General features: G+C 62.9%; 8 protein-coding genes and 1 pseudogene. 5 read left to right on the forward strand and 4 right to left on the reverse strand.

Annotated elements, in window-relative coordinates:
• Positions 1-54: 54 nt before the first annotated feature.
• A complete protein-coding gene (locus B348_RS0113950; RefSeq protein WP_017736700.1) occupies positions 55-549 on the forward strand; it encodes a transporter substrate-binding domain-containing protein in 495 nt (164 codons plus the stop codon).
• A gap of 99 nt (positions 550-648) precedes the next feature.
• On the opposite strand, the gene B348_RS0113955 is transcribed toward B348_RS0113950, so the two are convergent.
• Entirely contained in the window at positions 649-1,143 is a 495-nt protein-coding gene (locus tag B348_RS0113955) for a DUF523 domain-containing protein (RefSeq protein WP_017736701.1), read from the reverse strand.
• Positions 1,144-1,145: 2 nt separating this feature from the next.
• Positions 1,146-1,778 carry a 2OG-Fe(II) oxygenase gene (locus B348_RS0113960; RefSeq protein ID WP_017736702.1) on the reverse strand — a complete coding sequence of 211 codons (633 nt, stop codon included), beginning with the start codon at positions 1,776-1,778 and terminating at the stop codon, positions 1,146-1,148.
• A 132-nt stretch (positions 1,779-1,910) separates the two neighbouring features.
• On the opposite strand from B348_RS0113960, the gene B348_RS0113965 reads away from it, so the two are divergent.
• A complete protein-coding gene (locus B348_RS0113965) occupies positions 1,911-2,663 on the forward strand; it encodes a DUF2059 domain-containing protein (RefSeq protein ID WP_017736703.1) in 753 nt (250 codons plus the stop codon).
• A 120-nt stretch (positions 2,664-2,783) separates the two neighbouring features.
• Here B348_RS0113965 and B348_RS0113970 read toward each other — a convergent pair whose 3' ends face one another.
• On the reverse strand, positions 2,784-3,707 hold the full coding sequence (locus B348_RS0113970) for an alpha/beta hydrolase (RefSeq protein ID WP_017736704.1): 924 nt from the start codon (positions 3,705-3,707) through the stop codon (positions 2,784-2,786).
• A gap of 98 nt (positions 3,708-3,805) precedes the next feature.
• Here B348_RS0113970 and B348_RS0113975 point away from each other — a divergent pair, with 98 nt between their 5' ends.
• Positions 3,806-4,381, forward strand: coding sequence for a DUF6436 domain-containing protein (locus B348_RS0113975; protein ID WP_017736705.1), 576 nt, complete (start codon positions 3,806-3,808; stop codon positions 4,379-4,381).
• A gap of 30 nt (positions 4,382-4,411) precedes the next feature.
• Positions 4,412-6,765: pseudogene (locus B348_RS01000000130035) on the forward strand (penicillin acylase family protein).
• 110 nt (positions 6,766-6,875) lie between these two features.
• Here B348_RS01000000130035 and B348_RS0113985 read toward each other — a convergent pair.
• Positions 6,876-7,841, reverse strand: a complete 966-nt coding sequence (locus B348_RS0113985) for a GlxA family transcriptional regulator (RefSeq protein ID WP_017736706.1) — start codon at positions 7,839-7,841, stop codon at positions 6,876-6,878.
• A 247-nt stretch (positions 7,842-8,088) separates the two neighbouring features.
• Here B348_RS0113985 and B348_RS0113990 point away from each other — a divergent pair, with 247 nt between their 5' ends.
• Positions 8,089-8,727 (forward strand): HD domain-containing protein, encoded by a 639-nt coding sequence (locus B348_RS0113990; RefSeq protein WP_017736707.1) that lies wholly within the window; start codon positions 8,089-8,091, stop codon positions 8,725-8,727.
• Positions 8,728-8,827: the final 100 nt, after the last annotated feature.

Below are 8,827 nucleotides of genomic sequence, written 5' to 3' on the forward strand. Positions count from 1 at the left end.
TAGCAAAGCGATGCTGAACGGCGCCTCGCACATAAAAATTCTCTAGGAGTGACCATGCGCTTTTCGCCTGGCCTGTTACTTGTGCTGCCCCTGATGAGCCCCTTGGCTCACGCCGAACTGGTCGATGACGTATTTGACCGTGGCGAACTGCGTATCGCCCTTGAAGCCAACACCCCGCCGTTCAACTTCAAGGAGGGCGACAAACTCACCGGGTTTGAAGTGGAACTGGGTGAGCAACTGGCCAAGGAAATGGACGTACGCCCCTCGTTTATCACCACCGACGACGCCGATCTGCTGCCGGGAGTGGAAACCGGCAAGTACGACGTGGCCATTAACCATATCGCTATGACTGCCCTGTTGCAGGATCGGTTCGATTTCAGTGAGGCGTACAACGAAAAGCCGGAGCTGGCGATCCCGTTCCAGAAAGGCAACCCGGCGTTCAAGGCGAGCTTGGACAAGGCGTTGCAGCGGGTGAAGGAGGATGGGCGGTTGAAGGCGTTGGCGCAGAAGTGGCTTGAAAGCGAGACACCGGCAGCCCAGGCACAGTAAATCAAATGTGGGAGCTGGCTTGCCTGCGATAGCGGTGGGTCAGCAACTGATGTGGGACTGATATACCGCTATCGCAGGCAAGCCAGCTCCCACATTGAACTACACATTTTCTGAGAGATGGGCCAAGGCCACCGCCGCCTCGGGTAGCTCCAGCTCGCTGAAGACTTGTACACCATGGCGTTTCAGCAGCGCCGCTGTCACGCCTTCGCCGCTGACTTTCACACCACTAAACGTGCCGTCATACGTCAGCAAATTCCCACAAGACGGGCTATTGGCCTTGAGCACCGCAATGCGGATGTTGTGCCGCTGCACCAACGCCAACGCCTGCCGCGCACCGTCAAGAAAGGCCGCGCTGAAATCCTCGCCCTCGGCCGTCAGCACCTGCGCTCGCCCTTCCCACACTGCCACACCCTGCCCGCCCGGAATCTCCGCAGGCGGACGCGGTGTCGGCAAACCACCGGACACTTCCGGGCAGATCGCCACCACGCGCCCTTCGGCCTGCCACGCCGCCAATTGATCGAACGGCCCGCTGGCGCCACCGTCGTAGCGCACCTTGTGCCCGAGCAAACAGCGGCTGATCAGAATCTTTTCCATGCTTAAAACGGCTCGTTGCCGCGCCGGCGAAACCAGCCGGTGAGGGACAGGCGTTCGCGCGTGGCGGGCATGACTTCGTGGGGCACCTCGCCGGACAGGAACACCACCAGGCAACCGCCGGCCGGCACCACGTCGTATTCGACGTCGCTCTTGAGGTACATGCGCAACTGGCCGCCATGTTCGGGCAGCCAGGCGTCGTTCAAGTAGATCACCGCCGAGACCATGCGCCGGTCATCATCGCGGAAACGGTCGAGGTGCTTGAGGTAGAACGCCCCCGGTGGATACATCGCGAAGTGGCTTTCGAAGTCTTCCAGGCCGAGGAACAGGCTGCGGTTCATCGCCAGGCGCAGGCTGTCCATCACAGCCATGTAAGTGCCGCAGACGGCCGCGTCGCCCTCTTCCAGCCACTGGATGTGGTCACCGCGAATGCCCTCGCGAATCTCCTGGGCCGGCCCGCGTCCTACAGCCGCCGGGGCCAGTTCACCTTCGGCCGCACGTTTACGGCACTCAGCCGCCAGTTCCAGGGTCAGAGCCTGGGGCAGGAAGCCGTCCTGCCGCGACCAGCCCTTTTCGGCGAGGTCGTCGACAATACGTTGCAACAGCGGGTGATCGAAGGGTATTTGCATGGCGCGCATAGTATCCATACGCCTGTAAATCCGACAGCGCCGTTGAGCGTCTGCATACACTTTAGTCAGGTGACTGATAGGACTTCTCGACAAATCCTACGCCCGACACGGACAATAGTGGCCGACTGACAGGAGTCCCTAATGCGTCGTTTGTTTTTATCCTTGCTGATGTTCTGCGTTTTGCCCGCCTGGGCAGACGGCCATGACCAGTTGTACAAGGTCGCCGGCTGGGCCGAACAACGTGCGCATTTCAATGACGCCCTCAGCGCCGCCCAGCAACGCTACCGCAATAGCCTGCCGCCGGCGGTGTTCCAGGCGCTGGTGGACAACAGCAATAAACGCTTCGCCGCCCAGGCCATGGACCAGCGTGCCGAAGCGCAATTGCGCAAGAACCTGGCGGACCCGGCACCGGCCCTGGCGTTTTTCCAATCACCGTTGGGCCGCAAGATCGTCGCCGCCGAGTTGCTCGCCACGCGCCGCGACCAGTTGGCGAAAAACGCCCAGGGCCTGCCGAAAATCGAAGCCGACGCGACGCGCAGCCTGATCATTGGTCATTTGGCGCAAGCGTTGCCGGCCCGTGAAGCCGGGGCGGAAGTCAGCCTGGCGATTGCCGGCGTGGCGGCCGACAGCCTGAGCCAGATGATCCCCGGCCTGCTCGGCGGTGGTCAGGCGCAAGGCATGTTGAATGGCCAGCGTGAGCGGTTGATGCAGCAGATTGGCAATGACCTGAACAATACGCTGCTGTACGTCTATCGGGATTTGTCTGACCCGGAGCTGGAAGAATTCGCCACGTTTGCGGAGTCGGCGGAGGGGAAGGCGTATTACCAGGCTGCATTAGCAGCGATCCGAGCGGGACTTGCTGTGGGCCAAAGCACTTCAAGCCTGACACAGTAATCAGTCTGGGTGAGGTTTGTGTGGGAGCTGGCTTGCCTGCGATAGCGGTGGGTCAGCAACTTATGAGGGACTGATGCACCGCTATCGCAGGCAAGCCAGCTCCCACATTTTTTGACCGAGTTACTTCAGGTGGTCGGTGAGGTACTTGAAGTATTCCTCGCGAATCTCCGCAATCTCATTCGCCAAATGATGCCTGCCCCGCGCCAGCATCAACACCTCAGGCTGATCAAACTTACCCCGCAGCACCTGCAAATTGTGCTGCCAGTCCACCGTCATATCTTCCTCGCCTTGCACAATCACCGGCCGCCGTGGGCTGCGCGGTGCGGCTTCGATGCGTTTGATCCAGCGCGCCAATGCACCAACCCAGGCGGTGGGCAATTGGCGCGGCTGCAACGGGTCGGCTTCGAGGAACGGCCGGAATGCCGGGTCGTGGGTGTTATCGCTGAACCGCCGCGCGATGCCTTTGACGAACGGCCGCAGCAAGTAATAGCTGAGTTGCGACCAGCCCCACGCCCGTGGCCGTACCAGCGGCGACAGCAGGAACGTCTTGCCCTGGGCCGGACTGTCGGCGCCATGGTTGAGCAGATGATCCACCACCACCGCGCCGCCCGTGCTCTGCCCGAACAAGTGCCAGGGTTGCGGCAGTTGCAGCGCTTTCGCCTCGGCAAACAGCGCCTGCACGACCTGTTGGTACACCGCGAAATCATCGATGCTGGCGCGCACGCCGCTGGATAGACCGTGCCCCGGCAGATCACAGGCGATCACCACAAAGCCCTGGTCCAGCGCCCACTTCACCACATGGCGATACAGCCCCATGTGGTCGTAAAAGCCGTGGTACATGAACATTGTCGCCACCGGCACAGCCGGCCACCACACTTGCGCAACCACCTCAAACCCCGCCACCTCGAAACGCCCCAGGCGACTCACGGCCTGATCAAGCCCGTAGAAACGCTGGTAGACCCGCGCCTCGGCGGACAGCGCTTGCGCCTCCATCAGGGGCTGCAAGCTTTCGCGCAGATGATCGGGGTCAAAGGTGACGGGCATAAAGGCTTCCAGACTACGGCGCGGATGAATATCGAGCTGCGATATTCATCTGTCAGGACAAGCATGGCAAGCTACGCGACCTTCGAGGATACATCTGAATGCGACCGCCCTTCCGTTCCGCCCTGTTCGCCAGCCTGCTCCTGGTCCTCTGCGCCGGCGTGCTGTGGGCGGCGTACGACTGGTTCCAGGGCCGCTACCTGCGCGCCTTCAGCGAACACACGGCGGTGTTTTCCGGTGACCCGTTGCAACTGCCCGCCGACCTCGCCGGCCCCGGCCCGATCCGCCTGGTGCACTTCTGGGACCCGGCCTGCCCGTGCAACGTCGGCAACCAGCAACACCTCGGCGAGTTGATCGAGCACTATGCGCCCCAGGGCGTCGAGTTCTACGCCCTGCAAAAAGCCGGCAGCCACGGCCAACTGCCCGACAACCTGCGCCAGATGAAAATCCTCACCGCCCTGCCCGGCGCCGATCAAGTGCCGGCCAGCCCCGCCGTGGGCATCTGGGATCGCACGGGCAAACTCGCGTATTTCGGGCCCTACAGCGAAGGGCTGACGTGCAATTCCAGCAACAGTTTTATCGAGCCGATCCTGCAGGCGCTGGAAGACGGCCGCGAGGTGAATGCCACGCACACCCTGGCGGTGGGCTGCTATTGTTCGTGGCCTAAAGAGCAGTAGTCCGTTACCCATTCTGGCTAAGGAAAGTTCATGAAGCGCGTCTTGCAGGTTCTCGCGGTTCTGCTGGTGTTGGTCGCCGTTGGCGCCGGCGTGTACCTCTACAGCAAGCAACCGACCCGCCAGGGCACGGTGACGCTGGCCAACCTGCAAGGTTCGGTCACGGTGCGGTATGACGACCGTGGCGTGCCGCATATCCGCGCCGAAAACGAGACCGACCTGTATCGCGCCCTGGGCTTCGTGCATGCCCAGGACCGCCTGTTCCAGATGGAGATCATGCGGCGCCTGGCCCGTGGCGAGCTGGCCGAAGTGCTCGGGCCCAAGGTGCTGGAGACCGACAAGCTGTTCCGCAACCTGCGCATCCGCGACCGCGCCGCCACCTACGTCGCGCAGTTGGACCATGAATCCGCGCACTGGAAGGCCCTGCAAGCCTATCTGGACGGGATCAATCAATATCAGGACGCCACGCCAGCCCGGTGGAGTTCGACGTGCTGGGCATCCCCAGGCGGCCGTTCACCGCCGAAGACACCATCAGCGTCGCCGGATACATGGCCTACAGCTTTGCCGCCGCCTTTCGTACCGAACCCTTGCTGACTTACGTACGCGACCAACTGGGCAGCGACTACCTGAAAGTCTTCGACCTCGACTGGCAACCCAAGGGCGCCCTCAACCTCGCCGCCAGCGATTGGCAGACCCTCGGCGCAATCGCGTCCCTGAGCGAACAGGCGCTGGCCGACAACGGCCTGCCGCAGTTCGAAGGCAGCAACGCCTGGGCCATCAGCGGCAACCGCACCAAAAGTGGCAAGCCGCTGCTGGCCGGCGACCCGCATATCCGCTTCTCGGTGCCGTCGGTGTGGTACGAGGCGCAGCTGTCGGCGCCGGGTTTTGAGTTGTATGGCTATCACAACGCGCTGGTGCCGGTGGCGTTCCTGGGGCACAACCTGGACTTTGGCTGGAGCCTGACCATGTTCCAGAACGACGACCTCGACCTGATCGCCGAGAAGGTCAACCCGGACAACCCCAACCAGGTCTGGTATCACGACGCCTGGGTCGACATGACCCGCACCGAGCAGCAGATCCAGGTCAAGGGCCAGGCCCCGGTCAACCTCACCCTGCGCCAATCGCCCCACGGCCCGATCATCAATGACGTGCTCGGCGACAACGCCGGCAAGACCCCGATTGCCATGTGGTGGGCGTTCCTCGATACGCAGAACCCGATCCTCGAAGGTTTCTACCAGCTCAACCGCGCCGACACCCTGGCCAAGGCCCGCGCGGCAGCGGCCAAGGTCTCGGCGCCGGGGTTGAACATCGTGTGGGCCAACGCCAAGGGCGACATCGGCTGGTGGGCGGCGGCGCAGTTGCCAATCCGCCCGGCCGGGGTCAACGCCGGGTTTATCCTCGATGGCAGCACGGCCCAGGCCGACAAGCTGGGTTTCTACCCGTTCAGCGCCAACCCCCAGGAAGAGAACCCCGCGCGCGGTTATGTGGTGTCGGCGAATGCCCAGCCGGTATCGCCCACCGGCCTGGAGATCCCCGGCTATTACAACCTGGCCGACCGTGGCCAGCAGTTGAACGCGCAGTTGAGCGACCACAGCGTGAAGTGGGATGTGAACAACAGCCAGGCCCTGCAACTGGGCACCACCACCGCCTTTGGCCCACGCCTGCTGGCGCCACTGTTGCCGGTGCTGCGCGAGGTGGTCAAGGACCCGGCGCAATTGCAGCTGGTCGAACAACTGGCCGCCTGGAAAGGCGACTACCCGCTGGATTCCACCAGCGCCACGCTGTTCAACCAGTTCCTGTTCAACCTCGCCGACGCGACATCCCACCCCAAGCTCGGCGACGGCATGTTCAAGACCCTGCTCAGCACCCGCGTGATCGACGCCGCGCTGCCGCGCCTGGCGGCAGCGCCGGACTCACCGTGGTGGAACGGCCAGCGCGCCGAGACCGTCAAGCGCGCCTGGGACAACAGCCTCGCCCACCTCAAGAGCACCTTCGGCGATGACCCGAGCCAGTGGCAATGGGGCAAGGCCCACACCCTGACCCACGGCCATCCATTGGGCATGCAGAAGCCGTTGGACCTCGTGTTCAACGTCGGCCCGTTCCCGGCACCGGGCAGCCACGAGGTGCCGAACAACCAATCGGCGAATATCGGCCCGGCGCCGTGGCCGGTGACCTACGGGCCTTCGACCCGTCGCCTGATCGACTTTGCCGACGTGGCCCACGCCCTGACCATCAACCCGGTGGGGCAAAGCGGTGTGCCGTTTGACCGGCATTATGGGGACCAGGCGGAGACCTATATCGAGGGCGGTTACGAACAGGCGCACTTCACCGATGAAGAAATCACCGCCAATACCCGTGGCACCTTGAAACTGCTGCCCGCCCGATAATCATCTGCAAACCCAATCAGTGTGGGAGCTGGCTTGCCTGCGATGGCGGTGTATCTGACACACCGCTATCGCAGGCAAGCCAGCTCCCACATTTTTGACCGCGTGGAGCTTCAGACCGGTGCGGCAAAATTGAGCCGGAACTGCTGCGGCGTCACCCCAAGCCTGCGGTTGAACACACTGCGCATATGCTGGGCATCACGAAAACCGCACTGATAGGCCACGGTCTTGAGCGGTGCATGGCTGCTTTCAAGCATCACCCGCGCCGCACCCACCCGCGCCCGCTCGACAAATTCCGCCGGGGTGATGCGCGCCTCACGGGCAAACCCCCGAGAGAAATTGCGCGCGCTCATATTGGCCGCCTTGGCCAGGTCGGCAATGGTCAGATCCCCGGTCAGGTTCGCCAACACATACAACTGCACCAAGGCCACCGCCGAGGTGGTTTCGGCGTGGGGCGTCAGAAACGGGCTGAACTGCGACTGCCCGCCCGAGCGCTGGGTAAACACCACCAGGCGCTTGGCCACGCTCAGCGCGACTTCCGGGCCATGGTCCTGGGCCAGCAAATACAGGGACAAATCGATGCCCGCCGTGACCCCCGCCGAGGTGTAGAGGTTGCCGTCCTGCACGTACAGGCGGTCGGCCTCGACCTGGGCCGTGGGACACAGGCGCGCCAGGTCGGCGGCGTCGTTCCAGTGGGTGGTGACGGTTTTGCCATCCAGCAAACCGGCGCGGGCGAGCATGAAGGCGCCGTTGCAGATGGAGCCGAAGCGTCGGGCCCTTGCGGTGGCGCCGCGCAGCCAGTCGTCGAATGGCGCGCCAAAGTCTTCGAAGGGCAACTGCGGACCACCGGCGACCAGCAGCAGGTCGTAGGCGCTCAAGGCTTCGCTGTAATGCCGATGGGCTTGCAATGACAGGCCGTTGGAAGCGGACATGTTGCCGTGAGCGAGGCCGATGACTTCCAGCTGGTAATGGTCCTGGCTGGGCAGGAAGCGGTTGGCTTCGCAGAACACATCCATGGGCCCGGTGACATCCAGCGACTGGACGCCGGGGAAGATCAGGATGGCGATGGTTTTGCTCATGAACAGGCACACCTTCTCTAACTGGATAAACACAGAACCCCTGTGGGAGCTGGCTTGCCTGCGATGCAGGCACCTCGGTCTGTCAGGTATACCGAGGTGATGCTATCGCAGGCAAGCCAGCTCCCACAGTTGACCGAGTACACCCTTGGCGCGATGTACAACCACATTGGCCGGGATTGCACCCTTACGGCGATGGCCCCTTCGCAGGCACGCGACCAGACTGGAATCCTTCCACAGGAGAACCACCATGACCACCATCGCCGGCATCCAGATCCCCGACAGCGCCCTCGCCAAGGCCACCACTGAATACATCCGCGACGTCGAATCCGACCTGCTCTACCACCACTCCCGCCGGGTCTTCCTGTTCGGCGCGTTGAGCGGTGAGCGCAAGCAACTGGCCTACAACCCGGAGCTGCTCTATGTCGGCGCGATGTTCCACGACCTGGGCCTGGTGGCCGGCCATCGCAGTGACAACGAGCGTTTTGAAGTGGATGGCGCCGATGCGGCGGCGGCCTTTCTCAAGCCTTACGGGCTGAGCGATGACGATATCGAACAGGTGTGGCTGTCCATCGCCCTGCACACTACGCCGGGCGTGCCGCAACATCTGCGCCCGACCGTGGCCTTGGTCACCGCCGGTGTGGAGATGGACGTGCTGGGCATGGACTACGCGGCCTTTTCCAGCGTGCAGCGCGAAGCGGTGGTGCATGCGCATCCACGGGGTGAAGGGTTCAAGGAGTGCATCATCTGCGCGTTTGCCGACGGCTTGCGCCATCGTCCGCAGACTACGTTTGGGAATGTGAAGACGGATGTGCTGGTGGATCAGGAGCCGGGGTTCAGGCCGATGAATTTTGTCGAGGTGATCCGCAAATCCCCTTGGACTGCCTGAAACACAACCCGACAAACACCACAAAACAACTGTGGGAGCTGGCTTGCCTGCGATAGCGGTGTATCAGTAAACAAATCAGTCACTGATAGACCGCTATCGC

This window comes from Pseudomonas sp. CBZ-4 (assembly GCF_000346755.1).
GTDB lineage: Bacteria > Pseudomonadota > Gammaproteobacteria > Pseudomonadales > Pseudomonadaceae > Aquipseudomonas.